Here is a 26,580-nt window from a genome sequence, read left to right on the forward strand (position 1 = left end):
GGCATCACGCCCACCGCGACGGTGGAGAACCTGCCGGGATACGACGTGGACCCCGGCTCCGAAGTCTCCTGGCTGAGCACCTCCACCCGCCAGGCGACGCTGCGGCCGGGGCAGCGCGTTAGGACCACCGTCACGCTCGACGGCGGTGACCCGGCGATCACCGGGCCCGGCCGGTGTACGGCACCGCCCCGTACGCGCTCGCCCACGCCGGTCACGCTGACCGTCGGCTGAGAGCCGCCCGTGGCGGGCCCGTGTCCGGGATCTCCGTACACGGGCCCGCCACGCCGTACGTGCCGCTCGGCCTCAGCCCGTCACCGGCGGCGCCGCCAGCAGCTCACCGACCTCCTCCGCCGTGGTGTCGCGCAACTCCTCGTCCAGCAGCAGCCAGCGGGTGATGCCGATCGAGCGGAGGAACGGCAGGTCGTGGCTCGCGACGAGCAGCGCGCCCTCGAAGGAGTCGAGCGCCGAGGTCAGTTGGCGCAGGCTCGCGAGATCGAGGTTGTTGGTCGGCTCGTCCAGCAGCAGGAGCTGCGGGGCGGGGGAGGCCAGCATCGTCGCGGCGAGGGCGGCGCGGAAACGCTCGCCGCCCGACAAGGTGCCCGCGGGCTGCTCGGCCCGGGCGCCCTTGAACAGGAAGCGGGCCAGCTGGGCGCGGATGTGGTTGTCCGTCACACCGGGCGCCAGCCGGGCCACGTTCGCCGCGACGCTCAACTCCTCGTCCAGCACGTCCAGCCGCTGCGGCAGGAACCGCAGCGGTACGAACACCCCGGCCTCGCCGGCCAGCGGCGCCAACTCCCCGGTGAGGGTGCGCAGCAGACTGGTCTTGCCCGCGCCATTGCGCCCGACCAGCGCGATCCGCTCCGGGCCGCGCACCTCGAGAGCGCCGTCGAGGAGCCTGCCGTAACGCGGGCGCAGACCGGTCAGCCGCAGGACGGTGCGGCCGGCCGGCACGGCGGTGTGCGGCAGGCTGACCCGGATCTCGGCGTCCTGCCGGACCGCGTCCGCGGCCTCCTCGCGCCGCTCGCGCGCCTCGTCGAGCCGGTCCTCGTGCATGCCGCGGATCCGGCCCGCGGATTCCTGCGCCGACCGCTTCTTCTCACCCGCGACGATCCTCGGCGCCCGCCGCTGGGCGTCCAGCTTCTTGTCCTGCTTCTGCCGTTTGGCGAGTTTGAGCCGGGCCTCCTCCAACTCCCGCTTCTGCCGCCGCACATCGGCCTCCGCGGCGCGCAGCATCCGCCCGGCCGCCTCCTGCTGGGTGGCCAGCGCCTCCTGGTACGCCGACCAGCCGCCGCCGTACCAGGTCACCGCGCCGGACCGCAGCTCGGCGATCCGGTCCACCCGCTCCAGCAGCTCACGGTCGTGGCTCACCACGACCAGCACACCGGAGCGCCAGGACTCCACGGCGTCGTGGAGGCGCCGCCTGGCGACCAGATCGAGATTGTTGGTGGGTTCGTCGAGCAGCAGCACATCGGGCCGTTCCAGCAGCAGCGCGGCCAGCCGCAGCAGCACGGTCTCGCCGCCGGACATCTCGCCGATGGCCCGGTCCAGGCCGATGCCGTCGAGGCCGAGCGAACCGAGCGTCGCCAGCGCCCGCTCCTCGACGTCCCAGTCGTCGCCGATCGTCTCGAAATGCGCTTCGTCGACGTCTCCCGACTCGATCGCGCGCAGCGCGGCCCGCCGTTCGGCGATACCCAGCGCCTGCTCGACGCGGAGACCGGTGTCGAGGGTGATGTTCTGCGGCAGGTAGGCGAGGGTGCCGCCGACGGACACCGAACCCCGGGCGGGGCGCAGGTCACCGGCGAGCAGCCGCAGCAAGGTGGATTTGCCCGCGCCGTTGCTGCCGACCAGGCCCGTACGGCCGCGGCCGACGGCCAGCGACAGGCCGTCGAGCACCGGGGTGCCGTCCTGCCACCGGAAGGTCAGGTCCGAGCAGGTCAGGGACGGGCCGGCGGCGGGGGCACCGGTCGGGGCGGTGGGAAGTGCCATGGGAGTCTCGCATTCGAAAGCGCTGGAAAGGGGGCTTCGTATGCGAGCACCGCGCGGCGACCGGGCCGGGAGAAGAAAGGGGGGTGCGGTCCTCCGAGAAGCGGAGGACGGTCCATGCACCGAGGTCGCAGACGCGCGGGGTCACGGGCGGCGGGAAGGCCGACTGCGGCGTGACGGGGATACGGCGAGGGCCGTACCGCGCGGTGATCGCGATCCTCAGATGCGCAACGTCCACCTCTATCGGAGACAACAGGACGTTCTCACCGTACCGCAGCGGTCCGACAACGCGAACGGATTTCCGCGGCGCCCCGGCCCGCTCGGTCCGCGCCGTCCCGTGGCTACAGCCACGCGGAAAGCTCAGCCCTCGCCCTTCGTCAGCGACAGCCGCGTCTGCTCCTCCGCCACGATCTGCCGGGCCAGCGACTGCTCGGAGATGTCGACCGCGTCCGGTGTGGACTCCGCGAGGTCGCTGCGCCGCGCGTAGGCGTCGAAGAGCACCTGCTTGGTGCCGAGGATGTCCAGCATCCGCTGATCGACACTGTCGGCGATCAGCAGCCGGTGCACCCGCACGTGCCGGATCTGGCCCATCCGGTGCGCCCGCCCGATGGCCTGCGCCTCCAGCGTCGGCTTCACCTGCGGCTCGCAGAGGATCACCACGGAGGCGGCCTGCATGTTCAGACCGGTGCCGCCCGCCTGGATCTGGCTGAGCAGCACCGCGTGCCCGGGCGCGGCGGCGAAGGCGTCCACGATCCGCTGGCGCTCGGTGGCCGGCACCGCCCCGGTGAGCGGACCGTGCACGGAAGGACCGAGCACCAGCCGCACCGAGGACAGCACATCGCGGAAGAAGGAGAACACCACCACCTTCAGGTCGTTCTCCGCGGCCTCCGCGACCAGCTCGCGCAGCCGCTGGAGCTTCGCCGACCGGGCGGGGACGGCGTAGGCGGCGCGCCGCATCGCCATGAAGTTCCCCGCGGCCACCGCGGAACGGTAGGCCGCCAGATCGGCGCGGCTGAACTCCTCCCACTCGTCGCTCTGCGCCAGCTCCGGCAGCTCGGTGAGCACATCCTGCTGATTGCGCCGCAGATAGGCGGGGGCGACGGCGCGGCGGAACGCCTGCGAGCCCGCGACCGCGTCGCTCTGCCGTATGTGCGGCACCAGGCCCGGCTGGAGGTGCTGCACGAGATTGCGGAATTCCTCGACGTGGTTCTCCATCGGGGTGCCGGTCAGGAACAGCACCCGGTCGGTGCGCGCGGTCCACCGGGCGACCGCCTGCGACCTGCGGGTATCCGGATTCTTCACGTAGTGCGCCTCGTCCACGACGAGCATCCCCAGCGGTACGTCGTCCGGCACGTCCAGCGACACGAGCGCGTCGAAGGTGGTGACGCCGACACCGCCGTCCCGCGTCCACTCCCGCAGGGCGGCCCCGCGGTGGTTCCCGTGCAGCCGGTAGGCGTCGAGCGCGCTGCGGGACTCGATCTCCCGCGACCAGTTGACCAGCACGCTCGCCGGGCAGACCACGAGGAAGTGCGAGGAGCCCTCCGCCCGCAGATGGGCCAGCGCGGCAATGGCCTGGATCGTCTTGCCGAGCCCCATCTCGTCGCCGATGACCACCCGCTTCTGGGCCAGCGCGAAGCGCGCGCCGAACGCCTGGTAGCCGCGCAGCGACACCCGCCGGTGGGTGTCGTCGAGCTGCTGCGCCCGCACCCGCTCGGACACCGAGGTGGGCAGGAAACCCTCGGACGCGTCGATGTCCGGGGCCAGTTCGGCGATCTCGGCGAGCAGCACGCCGTACTCCGCCGCCCGGACCTCGAAGTCCAGCCATGCCTCGTCGGCGCGGGCGGCGGGCCGCAGCAGGTCGGTGCTCGCCTGGGTGAGCAGCAGCGGTGTGCCGTCCGCGGTGTGCTCCGCGAGCAGGTCCTCGATCCGCCGTACCGCGTCCTGGGCGCGCTGCCGGCCGCGCCGGCCGGCCACCAGCAGCCGCAGCCGCGCCCCCGCGGGGTGCGCCTCGGCGAGCAGCGGGGTCAGCTCGGCCGCCACCCGGGCCGCCGTGTCGGCCGCGCGCGGCACCTCGGGACCCGCGTTCACCAGCCGGTTCAGCGCCACCACCAGGGCGGTCGCGGCCGGGTCCGCCCGGTCCTCGGCACCGATCCGTACGGCGACGTGCTCCTCGACCGCGGCGGCGATCTGCCGGGCCGCCGCGATGGCCTGGTCGGCGCTCTGCGCGCCGATGCCGGGCACCTGCCGCAGGTCGTAGGAGCGGGCGGCGAGCACCTTGGCGACCGAGTCGTAACCGGCCAGCTCCATCGCGCCGAGCCGCAGCCTGCCCTCGGTGACGTCCTTGAGCCGGGTGACCGGGATGGTCTCCAGCTCCCGGCGGACCCGCGCCTGCCGCAGCGGCGCCAGCGCCGTCCGCACCTCGGCACGCGCCCGGGCGTGGTCGGCGGTGACGGCTTCGGCCATGGCAACGAGCTTCGCGGCGCGGTCGAACACCGCGCGCGCCTGCCGCCCGACCGGTGCCGGCCGCGCCCAGGGCTCCGCGAGCCCGACACCCCCGTCCCTGTCCATCGCTCCCCGTTCCCGCCGCTCCCGTACCCACCGCTTCCGTACCCGCCGATGACGCCGCGCCGCACGACCGCCGGTCCGCCCGTCGCGGCACATGATTCCACCCGCCACTGACAGCGGCGCGGAAAACCGCTTGCGCAAGCCGTCCGCACCGGCAGACTCGCCCCATGAGGAATCGCGTGACGCGCGTCAATCCGCTGGCGCTGCACGAAACCCCCGGCTATCACCACATCACCGTCGTCGAGGCCGGGCGCACCGCGTATCTGGCGGGGCAGTGCCCGCTGGACGCGGCGGGCGGGCTCGTCGGCCCCGACGACCCCGCCGCGCAGGCCCGGCAGGTGGCGGCGAACGCGCTGACGGCACTCCGCGCGGTCGGCGCGGGCCCCGAGGATGTGGTCCGCTCGGTGATCTACGTGGTCAGCGACGAGCGCGAGGTGCTCTCGGAGGTGTGGGACACCCTCAACGCCTCGCCGCTGGGCCGCGCCTTCAGCACCGCGAGCACCCTGCTCGGGGTGGCCCGGCTCGGATTCACCGGCCAGCTCGTCGAGTTGGACCTGACGGCGGCCCTCCAGGACTGATCGCGGCCCTCCGGGACTGACGGCGGCCCTCCAGACCGACCGCGCCCCGCGGCCGGGGACGGGCCGCCCGCGTCGGTGCCACCACAGGCCGCCCGCGTCGATGCGATCACGGCGCGCCCGTGCCTACGCTGGACGGCATGACGCACGCACCCTTCATCGAGATCGACGGCCGCGCCCCGACCGTGGAGGCCATCGCGCCGACACTCGCGGGCTACGGCCACTTCACCGCGATGCAGGTCCGCGGCGGCCGGGTCCGCGGCCTCGCCTTCCACCTCGAACGACTCGACGGCGCCACCCGGGAGCTGTTCGGCACCGGCCTCGACGGCGAACGCGTCCTGGAGTACGTACGGCACGCGCTGGCCGGCGCGGGCCGCGAGGACGCCGCCGTAAGGATCAATGTCTTCCAGCCGGGCGACGCGCCCGGCGAACCCGTCGCCGTCCTGGTCGCGGTCCGCCCGCCGGCCGGCGTCGAACCCGGCCTCAAGCGGCTCAAGTCGGTGCCCTACCAGCGCCCGGCCGCCCACCTCAAGCACGTCGGCGGCTTCGGCCAGGGCTACTTCGGCCGCCGCGTGGCGACCGCGGGCTACGACGAGGCGCTGCTCGTCGGCCCGGGCGGCGAGATCGCCGAGGGCTCCGTCACCAACATCGGCTTCATCGACGGCGAGACCGTCGTCTGGCCCAGCGCCGTCCCCTATCTGCGCGGCATCACCCTCCAGGTGCTCGAAGTCGCCCTGGAACAGGCCGGTGTCCGCCAGGACAGCCGCCCCCTGCGCCTTGCCGACATCCCCTCCTGCGACGGCGCCTTCATCGCCAACTCCCGCGGCACCGCGATCGTCTCGGAGATCGACGGCGTCCCCCTGCCGACCACCGCCAAACTCCTTACGCAGGTGGGCGAGTTGTACGATTCCGCGCCGTGGGACACGATCTGACGGGTCGTCGGCCGGGGTAGCCGGAGCGTGGCGGGCGCGGGCCGCCGTCACCGATCCCCGGTCCCGCGCAGGGCGACCCGCGCCTATGCCTCCGGCCGCCCGCCGACCACGGTCACCGCTTCCGCGCCCGTCCGGCAGCCCGCGGCCACCGCGCCGGCGAGATCCGCGCCGGACAGCCGGGCGGCCAGCAGCCCGCCGGTGAAGGCGTCCCCGGCGCCCGTGGTGTCCAAAGCGGCGGCCGGCACCCCCGGCACCCGCACCGTCACCTCGCCCCGCTCGGCCGCCAGCGCGCCGCCCGCACCGAGTGTGACCACGACGGTGCCGCCGAGCGCGGCGCTCAACTCCGCGGCGGCGCGCGCCGGATCGGCCGTCCCGGACAGCAGCGCCGCCTCCGCCTCGTTCGGCAGCAGCAGATCCGTACCTGCGGCATCGGCCAGAAAGCGGTCCACGCCGCTGCCGCGCAGAAAACCGGCGGAGGCCGGATCGACGCTGACCGGCAGCGCGCGGGCGCGCGCCGCCCTGCCGACCAGAGCCGCCAACTCCCGCCCGGGCGACGAGAAGTAGAGATATCCGGACAGGTGGACGTGGGCCGCGTCGTCCAGCAGCGTCTCGTCCCAGTCCTCCGGACCGAGCCGGAAGGCGGCGCCGCTGTCGGTGACCAGGGTGCGTTCCGCCGCCGCGTCGACCAGCGCGATCACCACCGCCGTGGGCGCCCCGCCGTCGACCCGCAGCGCCGGTTCCACCCCGGCGCGTACCAGCGCGTCGCGGTGCCAGTCGGCGGAGTCGGCGCCCGCGCGGGCCAGCAGCCGCACCCGGGCGCCGCGGCTCGCCGCCCAACAGGCCACATTGGCGCCCGCGCCGCCGGGCCGGACCGCGATCCGGGCGGCCGTGTCGGTGTCGGCGGCCAGCGGCTCGGTGTGCCGCGCCACCACATCGGTCACGACGTCGCCGACCACCAGCAGCCCGCGCCCGCGCGGCGACCCGGCCGTCATCCGCGCCGCGACCAGTGCACCGCGATCCCGGCCGCCAGCTCGACATTGCCGCGTACCGCCGCCAGATTCGCCTCCAGCGACGCGCCCCCGGTGTGCTCGGTGAGGTAGCCGAGCAGGAAGGGCGTGATCGCCTGGCCGGTGACGCCCCCGGCGTCCGCCGCCGCCAGCGCGTCCGCCAGCACCCGGTCGTGCAGTGCCGGGTCGAGCTGCTGGTCGCGCGGCACCGGATTGGCCACGATCAGCGCCGACTCGTGCCCGCCGAGCGCGTCCTGGGCGGCCATCACCTCGGCGACCTGCTGCGGCGACTCCACCGTCCAGTCCACCGGTTCGCCCGAGTCGCTGAGATAGAAGCCGGGGAAGCGGGCGGTGCCGAAGCCGAGCACCCCGATGCCCAGCGTCTCCAGGCGCTGCAAGGTGGCGGGCACGTCGAGGATCGATTTCACGCCCGCGCACACCACGGTGATCCGGGTCCTGGCCAGCAGCCCGAGGTCGGCGGACTCGTCCTGCACGGTCACCCAGTCGCGGTGCACCCCGCCGAGCCCGCCGGTCCCGAACACCCGGATGCCGGCGCGTGCGGCGAGGAACGCGGTGCCCGACACCGTCGTCGCCCCACTGGCGCCGGTCGCGAGCGCGGGCGCCAGATCGCGGAAGCCGAGCTTGCGCAGCGAGGAGTCCTCGGCGACCCGCTCGACGTGCTCCTTCGTCAGACCCACCCGCGGCACCCCGTCGAGCACGGCCACCGTCGCCGGCACCGCTCCCTGCGCCCTGACGATCTCCTCCAGCTCCCCCGCCACCGCCAGATTGCGCGGCCGGGGCAGGCCGTGCGCGATGATCGTCGACTCCAGGGCGACGACCGGCGCGCCGCGCCCGACGGCCTCGCGCACCTCGTCGGACAGCACGACGGCCGACGGGGGACCCGGTACTTCGTTCGGTACTGATCCGGATGTGCTCATGATCCCTACCTGGCGCAATCCCGCCCCCGCCAAACCTCCACCGCCCGACCGGGCGCCCGGCCGGCCCCCGACCGGTGGGCCCGCCGCCCGGCCGGGCCCACCGCATCGGGATGTCGGCGGCGACGGATCTGTGCGACCTTTGGAGGGGCCGTTCGATCCGCCGGACGGGCCGCAGGGGAGGTAGCCGGTGCGGGAGATCGTGTCTGCGGCGGACGGCCGGCAGTTGACGGTGGAGACCAGCGGCGATCCGCACGGCAAGGCGGTGTTCCTGCTGCACGGGACACCCGGCAGCAGACTGGGTCCGGCGCCGCGCGGGGTGATGCTCTATCAGCAGGGCGTCCGGCTGATCGCCTACGACCGCCCCGGGTACGGCAGTTCCGACCGGCTGGCGCACCGTACGGTCGCCGATGTCGCCGTCGACGTGGCGGCGATCGCCGACGCGCTGGGCGTGGACCGCTTCGCCGTCGTGGGGCGCTCCGGCGGCGGACCGCACGCGCTGGCCTGCGCGGCGATGCTGCCCGACCGGGTGACCCGGGCCGCCGCGCTGGTCAGCCTCGCACCGCAGGAGGCCGAGGGGCTCGACTGGTTCGCCGGCATGTCACCGTCGAACATCGCCGAGTACACCACCGCGGCCGGCGGCCCCGAGCGGCTGGCCGCCAGCCTGGAACCGCGCTCGCAGGAGATCCGCGCCGACCCCGTACGGCTGCTCACCCAGCTGAAGTGGGAGCTGACCGGGCCGGACCGTCGGGTCGTCTCCGACGCCGGGGTGCGGGCCATGCTGGTGCGCAACTACCGGGAGGCGCTGCGGACATCGGCGGACGGCTGGATCGACGACGCGGTCGCCTTCTGCAATCCGTGGGGCTTCGACCCGGCGGACATCTCGGTGCCGGTGCTGCTCTGGCACGGCGAGGAGGACGTCTTCTCACCGGTCAGCCACTCCCGCTGGCTGGCGAACCGCATCCCCGGCGTCACCGCGGTCCTGGAGCCGGACGCGGCGCACTTCACCGCGCTGCGCGTGCTGCCCGACATCCTCACCTGGCTGCTCACCGACCGGCCCTGGGCCGCCTGAGACCGGCCGAAGGCGCCGGGACCGTACGCGGGCGCCCGCCGTCACACCACCGGCGGTTCGAGGTCCCGGTAGACGCGCTTGAGCTCGTCCACCGACTGCGTGTACGGGTGATCGGTGCCGATCAGCCGCGCCAACTCCTCGCGCGCCGCCCGGTGTTCGCGGTCCGATTCCTCGCCGCGGCCCAACTCCCGCAAGGTCAGTGCGAGATTGGCCCGGCAGATCACCGTCTCCGGATGGTCCGCGCGCAGCTTCAGCCGGAAGCCGGCCATCGCCGTGCGCTCCAGCTCCTCCGCGCGCTCCGGATGCCCCAGCTCGGCCAGCACATTGGCGAAGTTCACCATGCAGGACAGCGTGTACGGGTGGTTCGCGCCCAGCACTTCGCCGAGGGTGACCAGATTCTGCTCAAGCACCTCGCGCGCCCGGTCGAGATTCCCCGCCCCGCGCAGGCAGATGCCCAGATTGTTCTCGGCCGCGAGCGTCATCGGGTGCCGCACACCGGGCGCTATCCGGTACTTCTCGATGACCTCCTCGGCCATCTCCAGCGCCTTGTCACGGTCGTTGGTCGCGTACAGGTCGGCGGCCAGATTCAGGGTGCAGGCCAGGAAGTCCGGTGTGATCAGGTCGGAGTACTTCTCCTCGTACCGCTTGCGGGTGTTGGTGGTCAGCCGCAGCGCGTCCTCCAGTTTGCCGGCCTTGCGCAGCGACACCGCCAGGCTCTTGGCCGTCCGCAGCGTGTCGGGGAAGTCCTTGCCCAGCACGTCCTTGTACGCCTCGTAGCAGCTGCTCAGCAGCTCGGCGGAATCCTTGTAGTCCCCGGCCTCGCGCAGGTCGCGGGCGAGATTGCCGGTGGAGAACAGCGTGTACGGGTGGTTGACGCCGAGCACCAGCCGGCGGCGCCGCAAGGTGTCCTGGTCGATGTCGCGGGCCTCGTAGCAGTCCCCGACCATGCGCAGGCACACCCCGAGGTTGTTGGCGGCGGCGAGCGTACGCGGATGGTCCTCGCCCAGCAGGTCCTTGAAGCCTTTGTACGCCTGCCGGGCCATCTCCAGCGCCTCGTCGAACCTGCCGAGCGTGCTGAGGTCGGTGGCCAGGCCCGTGGTGGTCATCAGGGTGTGCGTGTCGGGCTTGCCCGGCCGGTCGAGATTGGCCTGCTGCCAGCGCAGGATCAGCTCGTCCTTCTCGCACGCCTCCACGTACTTCCCCTGCGAGCGGAGGATGTTGGCGAGGTGGAAGTCGAGGTAGTGGTTCTGCCGCTCGAAGTAGCGGCGCCGCATCGGCGACTCGGCGGACATGTCCCGTTCGCGCCACTGCCGGTCGAGCTGCGCGCCCAGTGACCACGCCGCGTCCAGGTCGCCGCGCTTCCACAGATACCGCACCCGGTCGATGAGCAGCTGACGGGTGTCCGGCTCGTCGCAGGTGCTGGCCTCGGAGGCGTCCAGATGCGGCCAGATCTCACCGAAGCGGTTCCAGTTGTCCGGGTCGTCGGTGTCGCCCTGGATGGGCCGGGCGCCCACCAGGATCTTGTGCACCTCATGCATCGTCACCTCCCGTTCGTCCTCCGAGAGTTGGGCCCGCATCACGGTCTGCACCAGTCGGTGCACCTGGATGCTGCGGGTCGCCTGGTCGACCTTGGCCAGCGCGAAACGGCTCAGCTCCTGGATGAGCTGCCCGAGATTGAGCCGGTCCTGGAGGCTCTCGTCGTACGGCACCAGGGCGTCCAGCATCTGGTCGCTGTAGAGCAGATTGCCGGAGATCGGCTCCGGCGCGAAGAACGCGCACAGCTCCAGCAGCCGGACGGCGGCGGGGGAGCGGCTCTTGAGCCGGGTGATGGAGATGTTCCAGGTGGCGGCGACCGGCTCCGGGTAGCCCGGCGGGCGGCTGAGCGACAGCACCCGGGTGGCCTGGTCCTTCAGCTCCTTCAGGTAGTCCTCGACGGTCGTCGGGGTCTCCGCCAGCCACGCCCCGGCCTGTTCCACCGCGAGCGGCAGGTCGCCGACGGCCGCCGCGACCTGGTCGGCGCCCTCCCGGCCGATGTGCGGCGCGCGCCGCAGGAGGTGCTCGACGCTCTCCTCGCGCTTGAAGACGTCGACCTCGAGGGAATTGCCGAGCTGCGACCAGTTCTGGTTGCGGGAGGTGAGCAGGACGTGGCCGCGGCCGCCGGGCAGGAAACCGCGGATGCTCTCGGGGTCGTCGGCGTTGTCGAAGACCAGCAGCCAGCGTCCTGGCACCTCGACATTGCGGAGGTAGGCCAGCGCCTCCTGGGCCGCCGCCGACATGTCGTCGCCGACCGGCAGCCGCAGCCGCCGCGCCAGCTCCGCCAGCGAGGTCGTCACCAGCTCCGTCTGCTCCGAGGAGATCCACCAGATCAGGTCGTAGGCGCCCATGAACCGGTGCACGTACTCCAGCGCGATCTGGGTCTTGCCGACACCGCCGAGCCCGAACAGCGTCTGCGGGCGCGGCAGCACGATGGTCATACCGCTGCCCAGGCCCTCACGGATGAGGGTGAGCACGGTGCTGCGGCCGGTGAAGGTGAGATTGCGCGGCGGCACGCTCACCACCTGCGGCAGCCTGCCGGGGAAGCGGGGCTGCGGCGTACCGTCGTCGCGCAGGTCGTCCTCGCCCGGCCGGGGGGTCCAGCCGAGGACCCGTAACAGCGCCTTGGCGGCGCTGTCCTCGTCGGGCCCCACCAGGTCCACCGGGGCCCGGTCGGACAGCGGCGGATGCAGCCGCACGTCTCCGACCTTGACCGGTACCAGACCGTGCCGCGCATTGTTGGGGTCGGCGGCGACGGCCGCCTCCCACACCGCGCGCGCGTCGGCGGAACCGAGGGCGTTGGCGGACAGCAGCACCACCGTACGGGTGGCGCCGGCGCCGGACGCGGCGGCGTCGGTGGGTGTCATGCCGCCGTCGGCCGCCGGGTCACCCGCGGCGGTCTCCTGTGGCAGCACCCGGAATCCGGCCCGCCTGAGCAGCGCCTCGACCCACTCCGCCCACACCAGGTCCTCGGGCACATGGCTGAGCCGGATGTCGGCGGAGACCGGCGGACGGTAGGGCCGGGTGAACTGGCCGCGGTGGAACAGCCGGACGTCCTCGGGCATCGGCGGCAGCGCGGTGACGTCATTGCCGCTGATCACCGCCGTCAGCCGTTCGAAGGCCGACAGCAGCGAACTGGTCAGCCCGGTCGCGTCGCCGAAGGTCGCCAGCGTCTCCTCGTAGTTGTAGTACGAGCGGTACGGGATCTCGACCGATCCCCAGTACCGGGTCGTCTCCTCCTCGGTCAGCCCGCCGGGCAGCCCCTCGAACCTGGCCCTGGCCAGCCACCGCCCGGCGTCCGCCTTCTCCTTCTCGCCCTCGTCGATCCGCATGGGCACCGGCAGGATGCGGATGTCGCGCTGGTGGTAGCGGCGGCTGATGTCCTGCGCGACCTTGGCGGCACCGTCGATGCTCTGGCCGCTGAGCGTGAAGCAGTCCACCAGCACATCGGGCAGGACCACCGTGCAGATGTCGGCGATGTCGCTGATGCCGGTACGGCTGTCGATCAGGATGTAGTCGTAGTACCGCTTCATGTCGGCGCGCAGCGCCTCGAAGAACTGCCCGCCCTGCAACCGGTCGAAGAAGTTGTCCCAGTCGAAATTGCTCACGGCCGCCGAGTAGGTGCGGTCCTGCCGCCCGGCCGAGACGAAGTCCAGCGTGCCGCCGTCGGGGAATTCCCAGGCCAGCGAGACCGCGTGCTTCCTGATCGCGGCGGACGCGCGCAGCCAGTCGGCGGACCGCGGGCCGGGGTTGACCGCCTCCTCCGCGAAGTCCTTGATGAGTTCGATGACGCCGGTGGTCGCCTCCAGCGTCGACGGGTCGAGGAAGGGATGGAAGAAGCGGTGCAGGCCCGGCGCCTCCAGGTCCCAGTCGACGGTCAGCACCCGCTTCCCCGCGGCGGCCAGGATCCAGGCGGTGTTCGCGAGCGCCATCGTCCGGCCGGTGCCGCCCTTGTACGAGTAGAAGGTGACGATCGTTCCGTCACGGCTGCCGGTCGTCATCGCGAGTCCTCCTGGTCGTCGTCCACCGGGTCCCCGGCGAGCAGCCGGAAGCGTTCGGTGCGCGGGCCGTCCGGCGGATACGCCGGCGCGTGCTTGACGTACTGCGCGGCGGACCACTCCACCAGCTCGGGCAGGATGTCGGTGAGCGCCTCGATGCTGTGCACGCCGTGCGCGGCCGACCGGCAGACCGGCGGGCCCTCGCCGGTGCCCCTGGGCATCGTCTCCAGCAGCCCCGACGCGAGCCGGTCCTCCGCGTCCAGGCTCTCCGGGTCGTCCCGGTTCCACGGCACGACCACACCCGTCCACGGGCGGCGGGCGGCGTCGAACCTGCCGAGCCGCCGGCGCCACGCCGGGTCGTCCATCGTCCACCGGTCGACCAGCATGATCTCCGGCCCCTCGACGACCGGTGTGTGGCCGTTGCCGGGATCGGGTTCCTCCGCCAGCGACACCAGCGTGGACTCGTAGTCGAAGCTGCGCGCCAGATCGGCGGCGACCGCGGGCAGCGGGCGGGCCGACGTGGGGTGGAAGGGGTTCCAGTCGGTGGCGTGCTGCCCGTAGAAGTCGGCGCTGCGGCCCGCCGGGAGCCGGTCGCGGGTGCCCGCGGCCACCGCGATCCGCAGACTGCGGGTGCCGCGGGGTGTGCCGAAGGCGCTGGGGATGCGCCGGTAGTCGACCGGCTGGCCCGGCTCCACACCGCTGTTCTCCGCCACCTTGACGATCCGCTTGGCCAGTTCGTAGACGGCCAGCTCGTAGTCGCCGCGGAACATGCTGAGTTTGATCAGCCCGTACAGGCCCTCGGTGGCGTAGGCGGCGCCGAGCGCGGTGTGGTTGAACTGCAGCCGTTCCGCGGCCATCGGCAGCCGCTGCGGCTCGACCGGCACCCACAGCGCGGGCACGATCGCCTCCGCCGCCCGGTTGCTGCGGGCGTGCTGCTGGATGGCCCGCTGCGAGAAGGCGTACCACTCCTTGCCGCACATCGAACTGGCGAAGTAGCGCGGCGAGAAGAGCGGCACGAACACCCGGCAGCCCGCCAGCGAGTCCGACAGCCGCTCCGACCAGCCCTCGCCCGACCGGATGTCGCGGTCCATGAAACCGACGGTGGCGTCCGCGCCGAGATCGGTCAGCGCCAGGACATGGGCGCACAGGTCCTTGTAGAGCTGGCCGACCCACAGATCGGGATCGGGAACGGAGGAGTCCGAGCGCGGTGTGTGCGCATAGCTCAGAAAGAAGTACGGAGCCGCGTCGGCCCGCCGTTGTCCTGATATGAGCACGCGCGTCCCCCACGGCCTTCGGATGCGGACAGTGTAGGAACGACAGGGCCGTGTCCGGAACAAGAATGCGCGGAATCAGTTACGTAATTCGTAGGACTCCGCGGGCCGAGGTCGATTTCCGGCCAGCCATTGCGCGGCGAAATCCACGGCGTGATGAAGAGTGAGGCCACGGGCGTCGGTGTCGCCCACCGTGCCGGAATTCACCCACCGTTCGGGGCGGTCGGTATCGGCTTTCTCGTAGGCGGTGCCGAGATCGGCGAAGTCGCTGTCGTCGAGTTCCACATCGCGGTACGTGATCCATTGCGGCCGGCCGCCGCGCCTGACCACACAGCTGTAGTCCCGGGTGGGCGGGTCCGGACGCAGATATTCCGCCAGATGAAAGGCGCTGCACACCTCGTAGCCGACACCGATCAGCAGGATCAGCGTGCCGGGGGACCGGTCGCGGTGGAGCGGGCCGAGCGGTGAATCCGGCCCGAGATGGCAATTCCCGTCGTGGTGGGCGGCGAGCCGCGCGGCGCGGGCGCCGAGCGCCGCGAAAGAGGTCTGCGGATGACCGCTGCGGTACGCGCCGGGGGCGCGTCTGACGGCTTCCGCGAACCGGCCCATGCCCTGCGACGGGCTGCTGTCCGGATCGAAGGGCGGCATCGACGCGCGATATCCGGCCACCTGCTCGTCGGTCATTCCGGCGATCCGCTCGCGGTACGCGCGGGAGGTGCTGGAGTTGCCCTCGGTGAAGGTCGGGACGACCAACGTCCCCCGGGGGCCCAGTACATGACGCAGCGCGGCCAGGACGGTGGCGGCGACCGGATCGTCCGGCCGGGCCCGGCCGGCGTGCGGATCCCGCCAGGGGCGGACCGCGCCGATCCCGCGCAGCGAGGCATGCACCAGGACGGTCGACCCCGCGCGCACGCCCAGCCTCTCGAAGTCCGCGGCGAGCGTCGAGCGGGTGTGCGCGCCGCCCGGCAGCCACCTGGCCCGTGCCGTCATCGCGCCCGCCTCACCGGTGCTCGCCGACGGCGGCCAGGGCCCGTTCGGCGACACGCGTGCCGTCGGGTGTGAGCGTGCCCGACGCGAGGAGTGCCCGCCAGGCGCCGGCGGTGGCCGCCGCGTGCTCGCCGGGCCGGGCCGCGAGCACCGAGGTCGCGGTACGGGCGAAGGCCCGCGCCAGCAGCTCGCCCGCCGGCAGTCGCTGCCCGTCGCCCCACGGAACGGGGAAGGACCTCGGGTCGGCCTCGTCGTACAACTCGCACTGTTCGAGGAGGGCGTCGAGCACGGCGTACCGCGCGCCGGTCAGCAACTGCCGGGCCACGCCCTCGGCGTCGGTGAACGCCACACCGACCGCGCCCATGCCGCGTCGGCCGTCGGCCAGACCGGCCACCGGGCGCGCGAGCGGGGTGAGCGTGGTCAGGGCGGCCGTGAGCGCGGGCAGCCGGGCCGGGACGCCTGCGCCCAGCAGGTCCCAGGCATCGGCGAACATGGCTTGTGCCGAGGCGAATTGAGTGGGCGTCAGGGAGTCGAGTGCGGGCTCGGGGAAGCGGTCCCTGAGCGGGTCGACGTCGTCCACGGCCAGATCGACGGTGTGACCGCCGGTGGAAGCCTTCATGTGCCGTACGGGGAACCAGCGTTGGCCCGGCGGCAGCCCCGGCTCGACGACCAGTTCCTCGCAGCCGCGCCTGATCACGAAGCCGGTGCCGTATCCGGTCAGGCACGCCAGCCGTTCGCCGGCCGCCCGCAGTTGGACGCGGCCCAGTGTCGGCAGGTCGAGGGCGCCGTCCGCGCCGACCGGGACGGACAGGGTGAGCGGCAGCCCGGCGTGGATCGCGGCGGAGGCGGTGAGCGCCGCCAACCGCTCGGCCGCACCGACCCCGAGGCGCCCGCGCGCACTCAGCGTGTCGTAGGACTCGACCGCCCAGGACCGCGTGTACGGGTGCGCCAGCAGCGGATCGAGACCGCCGGGCACCGCCGCCAGTTCGCCGAGGACATGGCGGCTCTGCTCCCACAGGCCGTCGGCGTCCGCGCCCACCGTGCCGTCGACGAGGCTCAGCCAGCGGCGCGTCAACTGCCGTTGTTCGGCCGCCAGTCGGGCGACCGCCGCGCCGTCCCCCGCCGGGTCGGCCAGCTCGTCGATGCCGGGGAAGGACTCGCCGCCGGGCGCACCGTACGTGCCCGGCGCCGGGTCGCCGACCCGTGAACCGATGCCCAGCACCAGGGACTTGAGGTCGGCGCAGTAGACCGAGGGATGGTCGAAGCCCTGTTCGGCGGGGCCGCTCCCGCTACGGTAGCGGTGGGCGTAGAGGCCGCCGCCGCAGGACCGGACGACGGGGCAGGCGCGGCACTCCTCGCTCAGCCCGGAGAGCCCCTGCTGCCGCGCGACCACGCCCGGGTGCCGGGCCGCCGCGTCGAGGCTGTCGGCGAAGACGTCGAAGCCGGTGACCGGAGCGCCGTCGTACGCGGTTTTCAGCGAATCTGCCTGTTCCAGGGTGCCGTCGGTCTCGATCACCACGAGATCGGTGGGGCCGAGGCCCATGGATTCGGTCAGGCTCGGGCCGCCGCCGAGGGTGCTGATCACCGAGTCGAAGAGCCGGATGGGCATCGGCCGGCCCCGGTCGTCCCACCGGTCGTAGATGCGCAGCAGCCAGTCGGCGTACGCCGTCGCGGCGCCCTCGGGCCGTGCGGGGGGCTCGTCCCAGGTGGCGTGGGGGAGCAGGAAGTCGATCCGGGGCGGCGCCAGTTCGGCCAGCGCGTCGTAGACCGCGATCGGGTCGTTGGCGACGTCGATGGTGCAGAGCAGACCGGCGAACAGATGCCGGTAGGGCTGCTGCCTCAGTAACCCGACCGCCGCCAGCACTTTGTGGTGGCTGCTGCGGCCGTTGGCGTAGAGCCGGTGGCGGTCATTGGCCGCCTTGTCGCCGTCGAGGGAAATACCCACCTTGACGTCGAATTCGTCGAAGAGGTCGAGATGGCGCCGGTTCAGCTGGACGCCGTTGGTGTGGATGCGTAAGTCGAGGTCGCTGATGCCGGCGAGGGCGGCCCGCAGCTCCTCGCAGACGCGGCGCAGGCGCGCCGTTCCGGCCAGCAGTGGCTCCCCTCCGTGCAGGATCACGTGCACGGAGGGCAACGCGTGTGTCTTGGCGTGCTCGGCAAGCCGGTTGGCCGTCCAGGTGATGGTCTCGTCCGAGATCACCGTCGGCCGTGAACTCCAGCTCTGGTCGGCGTGCTCGTAGACATAGCAATGCTTGCAGGCCAGATCGCATCGGCTGTGCACCTTGAGCACAAGCTGACGGAAAGGGACCACGGGCCCAGCCATTGCCCGGACTGCTCGCCGCTGCCGCCCCCCGCTAGATGCAGGAGTTGAAGGTGGTGGGGACATCCCGCCGGCCGTGCGGGGCGGTGGTGGCGCGCCGGACGCTCCTGGCGAGGACCTTGTCGCCGGAGGTGGTGGGGCGTGCCGAAGGGGCGTGACGCTCCGAGGATGCGTCCGAGTGTCGGTTGGGCATGGCTGTGTTCACGGCCGTCCTAGGCGGGGGCGCGCGCCGGGAACATCACTCACGCGGGCGTAAGTATCACGGCAGACCGCGCCACAGGGATTGGTATTTCCAGACCTTACCGCCTGCGCTCTTCGCACGCGACACGACTAGCGGTATCATGTGCGCCTCAATTCGCATTCATCTTGATGAGCCTCGTCCTTAACCTGCCGCCTCAACCGGCTCGCCGTCGGACACTCGCACCGCTTCGTGCGCCATTCCGTCCGACAAGTGATCGGGGCAGGGTTGCACCTTTTGGATGAACCGTTCGGGGAACCACCGCGCCGCAACCACCCGGCCCGGCCGGGTATACGGGACGGGGTAGTGCATGGGGGAAAGTGGCAGTGGCCTGCGACGCAGCGCCGTGTTCGGTGACAGGGATCTTCCCGGGCTCTTTCATTTCGCGGACCGCGCGGCCGTCAGCAGGCAGCGCTTCACCGTCGAATGGGTCAGACGGCAACTCGTTCTTCTGGTAGCGGCGGCCGCGTGTTCCGCATTGCCGTGGCGGCCGCGTACCGGTCCGGTGGACCCGCTCGCACTGGTGAGCGCCGCCGCCTATGTGGGTGCGCTGTGGTTCGGGTGGCAGATGAGCCGCCACCACCACAAAGTGAACTGGCAATTGCACCGCAGCGCCGCGGAACTGCTGCGGTCGCAGTGCTGGCGCTATGCCGTGTGCGGGGCGCCGTTCGAACGCGGTGTGCCCGACCCGGACGGGCTGTTCGAGGTCCGGCTCAATGAGAGCCTGCACAAATTACGGGACGTCGGCTGGCGCGACCCCCGGCAATTGGACGCCCCGGCCGCCGAACGCGAACTCATCACACCGGCCATGCGGGCCCTGCGTGCCAAGCCCTTCGCGGCCCGCCGGGACATCTACGTACGCGACCGGGTGATGCAGCAGCGCGACTGGTACCACCGGCGGTCGGCGCAGTCGCGGCGGTCGGCGGCGGTGTGGCAGGCGCTGGCCGCGATCGGCACGGTCGTCGCCCTGGCGGCGGCAGCGGCCCGGGCCTTCGACTGGGGCATGTCCATGGACCTGGTCGGGCTTGCCTCCTCGGCCGCCGCGGCGAGCGTGGCCTGGAGCGAGTTGCGGCAGTATCAGCCGCTGGTGGCCGCCCACACCCTCGTCGCCCAGGAACTCGCCGCCATGGCCGTCGCCATGGAACGGGTGGTCACCGAGGACCGGTGGGGCGAGGAGGTCGCCGCCGCCGAGGACACGATCTCCCCCGAGCACACCGCGTGGCTGGCCAGGCACCGGGCCTGACGCACCGTCACCGTCACGATCGTGAGGGGGCGCCGGGCCGGGGGCGTCAGTCGCGCGCGACGCCGGTCTTCCAGATCACCGAGACGGGCTTGCCGAGCGCCCGGGTGTAGTCGACGATCTCGGCCGTACCGCCGTGGCCGCGGGCCGGCAGACCGTCCCAGACCGCGACCATCAGATCGCAGCGGTCGGCGATGTAGGCGCCGGCCGCGAAGTACGCCTCGCCGCTGACCCGTTCGTAGTCCAGCGCGATGTGCCGACGGGCGCGGGCCAGCAGGTGGCGGAAGCAGTCGCGCTCCGCGGGACCGAAGGTCGTCTCGTAGTCGGCGGCCGGCGTGACCACCGTCAGGTCCGCCCCGCTGTCCAGCGCGATCGCGGCGAACAACTGGTCGGCGCCCGTCGCGAGACTGCTGAACGCCTCGACCGGACCGGCGGAACCCCGCGGCCGCAGCACGGCGGTCAGCCCGGCGTGCACATGCCGATAGGCCGCCGCCGGGATGACCCGGTGCCCGGTGACCCCGATCCTGGTGGCGCGGCCCGGCCGGGCAGGCGTGGCGGAGTCGGACATGGGGCCAAGTCTGCCAGCGCGGCACCGGGTGCCGGGGGTGGTGGCGCGTCTACGCGAGCCTCGAAGCGGGGTGGCGCGAGGGACCCGGTCCGGGCGGTGAAGCGGCCCCGCGGATATTCGATTTGGTATCGGCGCGGGCAGCCCGTAAGGTGGTGTTCACCGACGCGGGGTGGAGCAGCTCGGTAGCTCGCTGGGCTCATAACCCAGAGGTCGCAGGTTCAAATCCTGTCCCCGCTACTGAACGACAGGGCCCGGCACGCAAGTGCCGGGCCCTGTCGCGTATGCCGTGACGTCCCGAAACCGCGGCCTCACCGTCTGCGCGCGTGCGTCTCCACCGGCCGGTACGGCGGGATGCCGCGGCCCGGCTGGTAGTGCGGGCCCTGCCGCATCCGCCGGATCACCACCAGCGCGTCGGCTGCGGCGAGCAGCGCGACGGCGGCCAGCACCCCGGCCCAGCCCGGCTGCGCCGCCAGGGCGAAGCCCACGGCGCCCGCGGTCGCCCAGACCACTCCGCACACGGCGAGCCCCAGCCTCAGCCGGAGCGGGCTGCGCGCCTGAACGGGTTCGTATCCGGTTCTGCGCATCCGTGCCATCTCCCTCCCTTCCAGCATCCACCCGGGGCCCGCCCGGCGGGAGTCCCGCACGGGCGCCGTTTCCCCGCTGCCCGGGGATATTCGGACGCGGCCCGCGGCCGCGCCGCGTAGGGTGCCTGACCGTGAAGGTGATCATCAGGAATTACGTGCCCGAGGACGCCGAAGCCGTCGCCGACATCGGCCGCGCGGCCCTCCCGTACCAGGTGACGACACCCGCGACCGTGCACGCGCAGGTGACGACGGCGCCCGCCGGCCAGCGGTACCGGCTGCTCGTCGCCGAGACCGACGACGGCCGAATCGTGGGCTACGCGAACGCCGGGCTCTACGCGGACAGCGACACCCCGGGTCTCGCCTTCGCCAATCCGGTCGTCCCGGCCGCGGCGCGCGGCAGGGGCGCGGGCAGCGCCCTGCTCGCCGCCGCCGAGTCCTATCTCGCGGGTATCGGCGGCCGGACCGTCTACACCTGGGCGCTCGACGAACCCGCCGCGCACGCCTTCGCCGCCCGCCACGGCTACCGGCGGGGCCGGTCCGGCAGCTTCCTCCGCCTCGACATCGCCCCGGGCGCACCGCTGCCCGACGTCCCCGCGCTGCCGCCCGGCGTCCTGCTGCGGCCCGCCTCCGACTGGGCCGCCGACCCGCACCCGCTGTACGAAACGGATCTCGACAGCATCCTGGACGAGCCCGGCGACGTCGACAGCGGCGCCCCCGACTACGCCGCCTGGCGCGCCCACTCCTGGGACCGGCCCGACTTCGACCATGACCTGACCACCGTCGCCGTCGTGGACGGCGAGGTCGCCGCCCTGGTCAACGTCCAGACCGACGGCCGGGAACGCTACTGGTCCGGCGGCACTGGCACCCGCCGCGCGTTCCGGGGCCGCGGCCTGGCCAAGGCCGCCAAGGCCCACTCCCTGCACCGCGCCCGCGCCGCCGGCTACACCGAGGCGTTCACCAACAACGACGACGGCAATGCCGCCATGCTGGCGGTCAACCGGTGGCTCGGCTACCGACCGTGCGGCAACGAATGGCGGTATTTCCGTGATCTCTCCGACCGACCGTGACATCCCCTTCGCCGACGCGGTCTGGCTGAATCCGCCCGCCGAGGCCGTCGCCGACGAGGCGGGGCTGCTGGTCACCACGCGCGAGGGCAGCGACTTCTGGCGCACCACCAGCTACGGCTTCGTCCGCGACGACGGGCACGCGCTGCTCACCGACTTCCCGCCCGGCACCGCCGTCGAGGTCACCTTCCGCGCCGACTTCACCGAGTTGTACGACCAGGCCGGCGCCATGGTGCGGGTCGACGCCGGCACCTGGATCAAGGCGGGCGTCGAAATGTCCGACGGGCAGCCCCAGTTGGGCGCCGTCGTCACGCACGGCACCTCGGACTGGTCGCTCGCCCCGGTCCCCGACTGGGCCGGGCATGAGGTCACCGTACGGGTCAGCAGGTCGGGCGACGCGGTGACCGTCCGCGCCCGCCGCGCCGACGAAGCGTGGCGCACCGTACGGCTGGCCCCGCTCGATCCGGACGCCGAGGCCCGCGCCGGCCTGTTCTGCTGTTCACCCCAGCGCGCCGGGCTCCGGGTCCGCTTCACCCGGCTGGCGGCCGGACCCGCCGACACCGCCCTGCACTGACCCGCGCAGCGCCGTGTCGAGGATCCGCGACCACTGCCGTACGATCCCGGCCCGGCGCGCCGAGTCGTCGCTGAGCAGATTGGCCAGGCCGAGGCCCCTGGCCATGTCGAGGGTCGCCTGCACGGTCTCCCTGACCCCGGGCACCGACTCGTCGGCGCCCAGGAACTCCACCGCGAGCCGGTGCGCCTCCCGGCCGATCCGCGCCTCCAGGGCGCCCACCCCGGGCCGCAGCTGCTCCTCGTCCGCGGCGGCCACCCACAGGTGCAGCGCCGCCCGGAACAGCGGCCCGGTGTGCACCGTGACCAGCATGTCGACCACCGCGTACGTACGATCGCCGCCGCTGTCCGGCAGCGCGCGGGCCCGCTCCCTGACCGTGCCGAGCCACTGCTCGGCCATGTGCGCGATCGCCGCCGTGAACAGCTCCTCGCGGGTGCGGAAATGGTGCTGTGCGGCGCCCCTGGACACCCCGGCGCGGGCGCACACCACCGCGACCGTGCTGCCCGACCAGCCGTGTTCTGCCAGGCAGGACACCGCCGCTTCCAATATGCGCTGCCGGGTGGCGCGGCTGCGGTCCTGCTTGGGTGCCCGGTCGGTCACAAGGCCCATGACGGGTCCCGCCGTTCCACGAAGGCCCGCATGCCCTCCGCCGCCTCCGCCGAGGTGAACAGCCGGGCGCTCTGCCGCACCAGCTCCTCGGCGCCGCTGTCCAGGGCCTCGCGCAGCGACCGCGTCGCCACCGCCTTGCTCTCCGCGAGCCCCTGCGGCGACGCGGCCCGCAGCCCCGCCAGGATGCCGTCGAGCGCCTCGTCCCACGCCGTGACCAGCCCGATGCGGACGGCTTCCGCGGTGTCGAAGCGCTCGCCGGTCAGGAAATAGCGCCCGGCGGCCCGCGGGTCCACCCGGTCCAGCACCGGCAGCGAGATCACCGAAGGGGCGAGACCGAGCCGGGACTCGGTGAAGGCGAAGGTCGCCGCGTCCGAGGCGACGGCGATGTCGCAGGCCGCGAGCAGCCCGAGCCCGCCCGCCCTGGCGTGCCCGTCCGCCTTCGCCACCACGGGCTTGGCCAGCGTGGCGATCCGCCGTATCAGCCCGACCAGCAGTCCCGGCCCCTTGCCGATGCCGTCCGCCTTGAGGTCGGCGCCGGCGCAGAAGGTCGAACCGGTGTGGGTGAGCAGCACCGCGCGCACCGCCTCGTCCCGTTCGGCCGCGTCGAGCGCATCGGTCAGGTCGGCGATCAGCGCGGCGGACAGGGCGTTGCGGTTGTGCGGCGAGTCGAGCGTGAGCACGGCGATGCCGCGGTCGTGCGCGCGGCGCACCAGGGGCGCGGTCGTCACGGATGGCTCCTTGGACGTCTTGGGTCTCAGTAGGACTTGGGCAGGCGCAGCGTGTGGTGCGAGACGAAATTGAGGATCATCTCCCGGCTGACCGGGGCTATCCGGCCGACCCGGGACGCGGTGAGCAGGGAGGCGAGCCCGTACTCGGTGGTGAGGCCGTTGCCGCCGAGGGTGTGCACCGCCTGGTCGACGGCCTTGGCGCCGGCCTCCGCCGCCGCGTACTTCGCCATGTTCGCCGCCTCGCCCGCGCCCATGTCGTCGCCCGCGTCATAGAGATAGGCGGCCTTGTGCATCATCAGCCGGGCCAGCTCCAGCTCGATGTGGGCTTGGGCGAGCGGGTGCGCGATGGCCTGGTGCGAGCCGATCGGCGCCTGCCACACCTGCCGGGACTTGGCGTAGTCCACGGCCTTGTCCAGCGCGTAGCGGCCCATCCCGATGGAGAAGGCGGCCGTCATGATCCGCTCCGGATTGAGCCCGGCGAACAGCTGGAGCAGCCCGGCGTCCTCGTCGCCCACCAACGCCTCGGCGGGCAGCGCCACATCGTCGAGGAAGAGCTGGAACTGCTTCTCGGGTGCGGCCAGTTCCATCTCGATCCTGCGATATTCGAAGCCGGGCGTCTCGCGGTCCACGATGAACAGGCACGGCTTGAGCTTGCCCGTGCGCGCGTCCTCGGTCCGGCCCACGATCAGCGTCGCGTCGGCGATGTCGACACCGGAGACGAAGACCTTGCGGCCGGTGAGCAGCCAGCCGCCGGTGTCCGGGTCGCGGCGCGCGGTGGTGGTGATCCGGTGCGAGTTGGACCCGGCGTCCGGCTCGGTGATGCCGAACGCCATCCGCCGCGAACCGTCGGCGATCCCCGGCAGCCAGGCGCGCTTCTGCTCGTCGGTGCCGAAGCGGGCGATCACCGTGCCGCAGATCGCGGGGGAGACGATGAGCAGCAGCAGCGGACAGCCGGCCGCGCCCAACTCCTCCAGGACGATGGAGAGTTCGGCCAGGCCGCCGCCCCCGCCGCCGTACTCCTCGGGCAGATTGACCCCGAGATAGCCCAGGGCGCCGGCCTCCTGCCACAGCTCGTCGGTGTGCTTGCCCGCGCGGACGGCGGCGGTGAAGTAGTCGCGGCCGTAGCGGCGGCCGAGGTCGCCGACGGCCTTGCGGAGCGCGCGCCGCTCCTCGCTCTCCAGCAGCGCGCTGTCGAAGGTGCCTTGGGCGGTGCTCATGGCGTGGTGTCCTCCTTGACGACGGCGAGTACGGCGCCCACGTCGACCTGTCGGCCGACCTCGGCGGTCAGTTCGGTGAGCGTCCCCGTGGTGGGGGCGGTGATGACGTGCTCCATCTTCATCGCTTCGAGCCAGAGCAGCGGGCGGCCCTTTTCGACGCGGTCGCCGGGCGAGAATTCACCTATCCGGATGACGGTGCCCGGCATCGGCGCCAGCAGTGAGCCCTGCGGGGTCTGCTCCTGCGGCGGTGCGAAGCGCGGCAGCACACTGAAGGCGGATGACACGAACGGGGAATCGACGAACACCCGTACGGGTGAGGTGTCGGCGTATGTGGCGACCTCGAAGGTCCGCCGCACCCCGTCGATGTCGAGGACGACCCGGTGCGGCGCCGCCGACACCAGCCGGACGCCCGCGTAGTCCTCGCCCCCCTCGCCCCCGGCGGCGTCGAGACCGGCGCGGCCGAGCCGGTAGCCGACCTCGTACTCCCGGCCGTCGGGCTCGGAGCGGAAGCGTTTCACCTGCGGTTGCGAGGGAACGTTCCGCCAGCCGCCGAGCCGTACCAGGACGGGCCCGGCCGCCGAGGTGCGGCGCGCCGTGTCCGCCAGGGCCGCGGCCAGTGCCGCGAAGCGCCCGCGATCAGGTGCCTCCGGGCCGGCCGCCCCGGTCAGCGCCGGCAGATGGCGCCCCAGGAAGCCGGTGTCCAGCCGGGCCGCGCCGAAGTCCGGGTGCCGCAGCGCCCGTACCAGCAGGTCGCGATTGGTGACCGGACCGTGCAGCCGGGCCCGCTCCAGCGCGTGCGCGAGCCGCCGTACGGCCTCGGCGCGGGTCGGCGCCCAGGCGATCACCTTGGCGAGCATCGGGTCGTAGTGCACGCCGATCGCCTCGCCGCCGGTCACGCCTGCGTCCAGCCGCAGTCCGGCGGTGCGCTCGGGCAGTACCGCGAACTCGGTGTCCACATCAGGCAGTTCGAAGCGGTGCAGGGCGCCCGGTTGCGGCTGCCAGTCCCGTCCGGGGTCCTCCGCGTAGAGCCTGGCCTCGATCGCGTGACCGCGCGACGGCGGCGGCGACGGGTCGAGGGCGGCGCCCTCCGCGACCCGGATCTGCGCCGCGACCAGATCGAGGCCGGTCACGCACTCGGTGACCGGATGCTCCACCTGGAGCCGGGTGTTCATCTCCAGGAAGTACGGCCGGCCGTCGCGGGAGACCAGGAATTCCACCGTGCCCGCGCCGGTGTAGCCGATGGTGCGGGTCGCGCGCGCGGCGGCCTCGTGCAGATCGCGCCGCAGGCCGTCGGCGATGCCCGGCGCCGGGGTCTCCTCGATCACCTTCTGGTGCCGCCGCTGCAGCGAGCAGTCGCGCTCGCCGAGCACCCACACCGTGTCGTGCGCGTCGGCCAGCACTTGCACCTCGATGTGCCGGGCGCCCTCCGCGTACGGCTCGACGAACACCTCGCCGTCGCCGAAGGCCGCTGCGGCCTCGGCCCGCGCGGCGGTCAACTCGCCCTCCAGTGCCGCCAGTTCGCGCACCACCCGCATACCGCGCCCGCCGCCGCCCGCCGCGGCCTTCACCAGCAGCGGCAGATCGGAGGCCGTGACCCGCCCGGGGTCGAGCGCCGCGAACAGCGGCACACCCGCCCCGTCCATCAGCTCCTTGGCCCGGGTCTTGGACCCCATCGCCTCGACGGCGTCCGGCGGCGGCCCGATCCACACCAGCCCGGCCGCCGTCACCGCCCGCGCGAAGTCGGCGTTCTCCGACAGGAAGCCGTAGCCGGGGTGCACGGCGTCCGCGCCCGCCGCCACGGCCGCAGCCACCAGCAGATCGGCCCGAAGGTAGGTGTCGGCGGGCGCGTTCCCGGGCAGCCGCACCGCCGCGTCCGCCTCGCGCACATGGGCGGCTTCCGCGTCGGCGTCCGCGTACACCGCCACGGTGGCGATGCCCAGCGTGCGGCAGGTGCGGAAGACCCGGCGGGCGATCTCGCCGCGGTTGGCCACCAGGACGGAGCGGATCTGCCGCGCCTGCCCGGCATCTGACGGGGTGTCACCGGTCGAAGTCGTCGTCGCATCGGTCATCGGAAAAGGACCCC

Annotated in this window: 20 protein-coding genes and 1 tRNA gene; 7 read left to right on the forward strand and 14 right to left on the reverse strand. The window is 72.9% G+C overall.

Translation table 11 applies throughout. From position 1 onward, the window contains the following. Positions 1 to 303: 303 nt before the first annotated feature. Complete coding sequence (locus tag BM076_RS01180; RefSeq protein ID WP_093711394.1) at positions 304 to 1,986, reverse strand: ABC-F family ATP-binding cassette domain-containing protein; 1,683 nt, start codon at positions 1,984 to 1,986, stop codon at positions 304 to 306. 357 nt (positions 1,987 to 2,343) lie between these two features. Then, on the reverse strand, positions 2,344 to 4,551 hold the full coding sequence (locus BM076_RS01185) for a DEAD/DEAH box helicase (protein WP_093711395.1): 2,208 nt from the start codon (positions 4,549 to 4,551) through the stop codon (positions 2,344 to 2,346). Positions 4,552 to 4,715: 164 nt separating this feature from the next. On the opposite strand from BM076_RS01185, the gene BM076_RS01190 reads away from it, so the two are divergent. Beyond that, on the forward strand, positions 4,716 to 5,126 hold the full coding sequence (locus BM076_RS01190; protein ID WP_093711396.1) for a RidA family protein: 411 nt from the start codon (positions 4,716 to 4,718) through the stop codon (positions 5,124 to 5,126). A gap of 137 nt (positions 5,127 to 5,263) precedes the next feature. After that, complete coding sequence (locus BM076_RS01195) at positions 5,264 to 6,055, forward strand: aminotransferase class IV (RefSeq protein ID WP_093711397.1); 792 nt, start codon at positions 5,264 to 5,266, stop codon at positions 6,053 to 6,055. 83 nt (positions 6,056 to 6,138) lie between these two features. On the opposite strand, the gene BM076_RS01200 is transcribed toward BM076_RS01195, so the two are convergent. Together BM076_RS01200 and BM076_RS01205 are read right to left on the reverse strand one after the other, a co-directional pair. Then, positions 6,139 to 7,047: a carbohydrate kinase family protein gene (locus BM076_RS01200; protein WP_093711398.1), complete on the reverse strand. Its 909-nt coding sequence runs from the start codon at positions 7,045 to 7,047 to the stop codon at positions 6,139 to 6,141. Continuing rightward, positions 7,044 to 8,000: a pseudouridine-5'-phosphate glycosidase gene (locus BM076_RS01205; RefSeq protein ID WP_093711399.1), complete on the reverse strand. Its 957-nt coding sequence runs from the start codon at positions 7,998 to 8,000 to the stop codon at positions 7,044 to 7,046. Before BM076_RS01205 ends, BM076_RS01200 begins: the two co-directional genes overlap by 4 nt. A gap of 187 nt (positions 8,001 to 8,187) precedes the next feature. Between BM076_RS01205 and BM076_RS01210 the strand changes: the two genes are divergently transcribed. Continuing rightward, positions 8,188 to 9,069 carry an alpha/beta fold hydrolase gene (locus BM076_RS01210; RefSeq protein ID WP_093711400.1) on the forward strand — a complete coding sequence of 294 codons (882 nt, stop codon included), beginning with the start codon at positions 8,188 to 8,190 and terminating at the stop codon, positions 9,067 to 9,069. 41 nt (positions 9,070 to 9,110) lie between these two features. Here BM076_RS01210 and fxsT read toward each other — a convergent pair whose 3' ends face one another. The 4 genes from fxsT to BM076_RS01230 form a co-directional block, all read right to left on the reverse strand. Continuing rightward, positions 9,111 to 13,103, reverse strand: a complete 3,993-nt coding sequence (gene fxsT / locus BM076_RS01215; protein WP_177246269.1) for an FxSxx-COOH system tetratricopeptide repeat protein — start codon at positions 13,101 to 13,103, stop codon at positions 9,111 to 9,113. Further along, a complete protein-coding gene (locus BM076_RS01220) occupies positions 13,100 to 14,374 on the reverse strand; it encodes a TIR-like protein FxsC (RefSeq protein WP_245795632.1) in 1,275 nt (424 codons plus the stop codon). The genes fxsT and BM076_RS01220 overlap by 4 nt, the downstream gene beginning before the upstream one ends. A gap of 75 nt (positions 14,375 to 14,449) precedes the next feature. Next, entirely contained in the window at positions 14,450 to 15,361 is a 912-nt protein-coding gene (locus tag BM076_RS01225; RefSeq protein WP_093711717.1) for an aminoglycoside N(3)-acetyltransferase, read from the reverse strand. A gap of 10 nt (positions 15,362 to 15,371) precedes the next feature. Continuing rightward, positions 15,372 to 17,681 (reverse strand): FxsB family cyclophane-forming radical SAM/SPASM peptide maturase, encoded by a 2,310-nt coding sequence (locus BM076_RS01230; protein WP_265737069.1) that lies wholly within the window; start codon positions 17,679 to 17,681, stop codon positions 15,372 to 15,374. Between the two features lie 545 nt (positions 17,682 to 18,226). On the opposite strand from BM076_RS01230, the gene BM076_RS01235 reads away from it, so the two are divergent. After that, positions 18,227 to 19,159 (forward strand): DUF4231 domain-containing protein, encoded by a 933-nt coding sequence (locus BM076_RS01235; RefSeq protein WP_093711402.1) that lies wholly within the window; start codon positions 18,227 to 18,229, stop codon positions 19,157 to 19,159. Between the two features lie 46 nt (positions 19,160 to 19,205). On the opposite strand, the gene BM076_RS01240 is transcribed toward BM076_RS01235, so the two are convergent. Then, positions 19,206 to 19,724: a hypothetical protein gene (locus tag BM076_RS01240; protein WP_093711403.1), complete on the reverse strand. Its 519-nt coding sequence runs from the start codon at positions 19,722 to 19,724 to the stop codon at positions 19,206 to 19,208. 163 nt (positions 19,725 to 19,887) lie between these two features. On the opposite strand from BM076_RS01240, the gene BM076_RS01245 reads away from it, so the two are divergent. Then, a tRNA-Met gene (locus BM076_RS01245) sits at positions 19,888 to 19,961 on the forward strand. 71 nt (positions 19,962 to 20,032) lie between these two features. Here BM076_RS01245 and BM076_RS01250 read toward each other — a convergent pair. Next, positions 20,033 to 20,308 carry a DUF6343 family protein gene (locus BM076_RS01250; protein WP_093711404.1) on the reverse strand — a complete coding sequence of 92 codons (276 nt, stop codon included), beginning with the start codon at positions 20,306 to 20,308 and terminating at the stop codon, positions 20,033 to 20,035. 131 nt (positions 20,309 to 20,439) lie between these two features. On the opposite strand from BM076_RS01250, the gene BM076_RS01255 reads away from it, so the two are divergent. Next, positions 20,440 to 21,375, forward strand: a complete 936-nt coding sequence (locus BM076_RS01255) for a GNAT family N-acetyltransferase (protein ID WP_093711405.1) — start codon at positions 20,440 to 20,442, stop codon at positions 21,373 to 21,375. Then, a complete protein-coding gene (locus BM076_RS01260) occupies positions 21,353 to 21,946 on the forward strand; it encodes a DUF1349 domain-containing protein (protein ID WP_245795633.1) in 594 nt (197 codons plus the stop codon). The genes BM076_RS01255 and BM076_RS01260 overlap by 23 nt, the downstream gene beginning before the upstream one ends. On the opposite strand, the gene BM076_RS01265 is transcribed toward BM076_RS01260, so the two are convergent. From BM076_RS01265 to BM076_RS01280, 4 genes are read right to left on the reverse strand one after another with little or no spacing between them, the layout of a single operon-like run. Then, positions 21,872 to 22,552 carry a TetR/AcrR family transcriptional regulator gene (locus tag BM076_RS01265; protein ID WP_093711407.1) on the reverse strand — a complete coding sequence of 227 codons (681 nt, stop codon included), beginning with the start codon at positions 22,550 to 22,552 and terminating at the stop codon, positions 21,872 to 21,874. The two genes, BM076_RS01260 and BM076_RS01265, sit on opposite strands and share 75 nt — an antisense overlap. After that, positions 22,540 to 23,280 carry an enoyl-CoA hydratase family protein gene (locus BM076_RS01270; protein ID WP_093711408.1) on the reverse strand — a complete coding sequence of 247 codons (741 nt, stop codon included), beginning with the start codon at positions 23,278 to 23,280 and terminating at the stop codon, positions 22,540 to 22,542. The genes BM076_RS01265 and BM076_RS01270 overlap by 13 nt, the downstream gene beginning before the upstream one ends. A gap of 26 nt (positions 23,281 to 23,306) precedes the next feature. Next, positions 23,307 to 24,497: an acyl-CoA dehydrogenase family protein gene (locus BM076_RS01275; RefSeq protein ID WP_093711409.1), complete on the reverse strand. Its 1,191-nt coding sequence runs from the start codon at positions 24,495 to 24,497 to the stop codon at positions 23,307 to 23,309. Then, a complete protein-coding gene (locus BM076_RS01280; protein ID WP_093711410.1) occupies positions 24,494 to 26,566 on the reverse strand; it encodes an acetyl/propionyl/methylcrotonyl-CoA carboxylase subunit alpha in 2,073 nt (690 codons plus the stop codon). The genes BM076_RS01275 and BM076_RS01280 overlap by 4 nt, the downstream gene beginning before the upstream one ends. Positions 26,567 to 26,580: the final 14 nt, after the last annotated feature.

Origin of the sequence: Actinacidiphila alni, from assembly GCF_900112845.1 — a bacterium.
Classification (GTDB): Bacteria; Actinomycetota; Actinomycetes; order Streptomycetales; family Streptomycetaceae; genus Actinacidiphila; species Actinacidiphila alni.

Coding starts and splice junctions, on each gene's coding strand:
- BM076_RS01180 (WP_093711394.1), bottom strand. CDS start 1,986: ATGGCACTTCCCACCGCCCCGACCGGTGCCCCCGCCGCCGGCCCGTCC.
- BM076_RS01185 (WP_093711395.1), bottom strand. CDS start 4,551: ATGGACAGGGACGGGGGTGTCGGGCTCGCGGAGCCCTGGGCGCGGCCG.
- BM076_RS01190 (WP_093711396.1), top strand. CDS start 4,716: ATGAGGAATCGCGTGACGCGCGTCAATCCGCTGGCGCTGCACGAAACC.
- BM076_RS01195 (WP_093711397.1), top strand. CDS start 5,264: ATGACGCACGCACCCTTCATCGAGATCGACGGCCGCGCCCCGACCGTG.
- BM076_RS01200 (WP_093711398.1), bottom strand. CDS start 7,047: ATGACGGCCGGGTCGCCGCGCGGGCGCGGGCTGCTGGTGGTCGGCGAC.
- BM076_RS01205 (WP_093711399.1), bottom strand. CDS start 8,000: ATGAGCACATCCGGATCAGTACCGAACGAAGTACCGGGTCCCCCGTCG.
- fxsT (WP_177246269.1), bottom strand. CDS start 13,103: ATGACGACCGGCAGCCGTGACGGAACGATCGTCACCTTCTACTCGTAC.
- BM076_RS01225 (WP_093711717.1), bottom strand. CDS start 15,361: ATGACGGCACGGGCCAGGTGGCTGCCGGGCGGCGCGCACACCCGCTCG.
- BM076_RS01230 (WP_265737069.1), bottom strand. CDS start 17,681: ATGGCTGGGCCCGTGGTCCCTTTCCGTCAGCTTGTGCTCAAGGTGCAC.
- BM076_RS01235 (WP_093711402.1), top strand. CDS start 18,227: ATGGGGGAAAGTGGCAGTGGCCTGCGACGCAGCGCCGTGTTCGGTGAC.
- BM076_RS01240 (WP_093711403.1), bottom strand. CDS start 19,724: ATGTCCGACTCCGCCACGCCTGCCCGGCCGGGCCGCGCCACCAGGATC.
- BM076_RS01250 (WP_093711404.1), bottom strand. CDS start 20,308: ATGCGCAGAACCGGATACGAACCCGTTCAGGCGCGCAGCCCGCTCCGG.
- BM076_RS01265 (WP_093711407.1), bottom strand. CDS start 22,552: ATGGGCCTTGTGACCGACCGGGCACCCAAGCAGGACCGCAGCCGCGCC.
- BM076_RS01275 (WP_093711409.1), bottom strand. CDS start 24,497: ATGAGCACCGCCCAAGGCACCTTCGACAGCGCGCTGCTGGAGAGCGAG.
- BM076_RS01280 (WP_093711410.1), bottom strand. CDS start 26,566: ATGACCGATGCGACGACGACTTCGACCGGTGACACCCCGTCAGATGCC.